Origin of the sequence: Mesorhizobium sp. M4B.F.Ca.ET.203.01.1.1, from assembly GCF_004791025.1 — a bacterium.
Classification (GTDB): Bacteria; Pseudomonadota; Alphaproteobacteria; order Rhizobiales; family Rhizobiaceae; genus Mesorhizobium; species Mesorhizobium abyssinicae.
Window position 1 is genome coordinate 1 of record NZ_SRUO01000084.1, and the last position, 402, is coordinate 402.

A 402-nucleotide genomic window follows, 5' to 3' on the forward strand; every position below is an offset into this window, starting at 1 on the left:
CGACAGCGTCAACCTGATGGCTGCCAACCTCACCGGCCAGGTGCGCAATATCGCCGAGGTGACGACGGCGGTCGCGCGCGGCGACCTGTCGAAGAAGATCACGGTGGACGTCAAGGGTGAAATCCTGGAACTGAAGGACACCGTCAACACGATGGTGGATCAGCTCAACTCCTTCGCCTCGGAGGTGACGCGCGTGGCCCGCGAGGTCGGGTCGGAAGGCAAGCTCGGCGGTCAGGCCCATGTCGAAGGCGTCGGCGGCACCTGGAAGGATTTGACCGACAACGTGAACGCCATGGCCGGCAATCTTACGGTGCAGCTGCGCGACGTCTCCAAGGTCGCGACGGCAATCGCGACCGGCGACCTTACCCAGAAGATCACGGTCGATGCTCTGGGCGAGATTCT

The 402-nt window shown here is 63.4% G+C and carries 1 protein-coding gene; it reads left to right on the forward strand.

What is annotated here, in order from left to right:
* The coding region (locus EN846_RS33725) for a HAMP domain-containing protein (protein ID WP_189587193.1) at positions 1–402 on the forward strand (402 nt) is incomplete at both ends.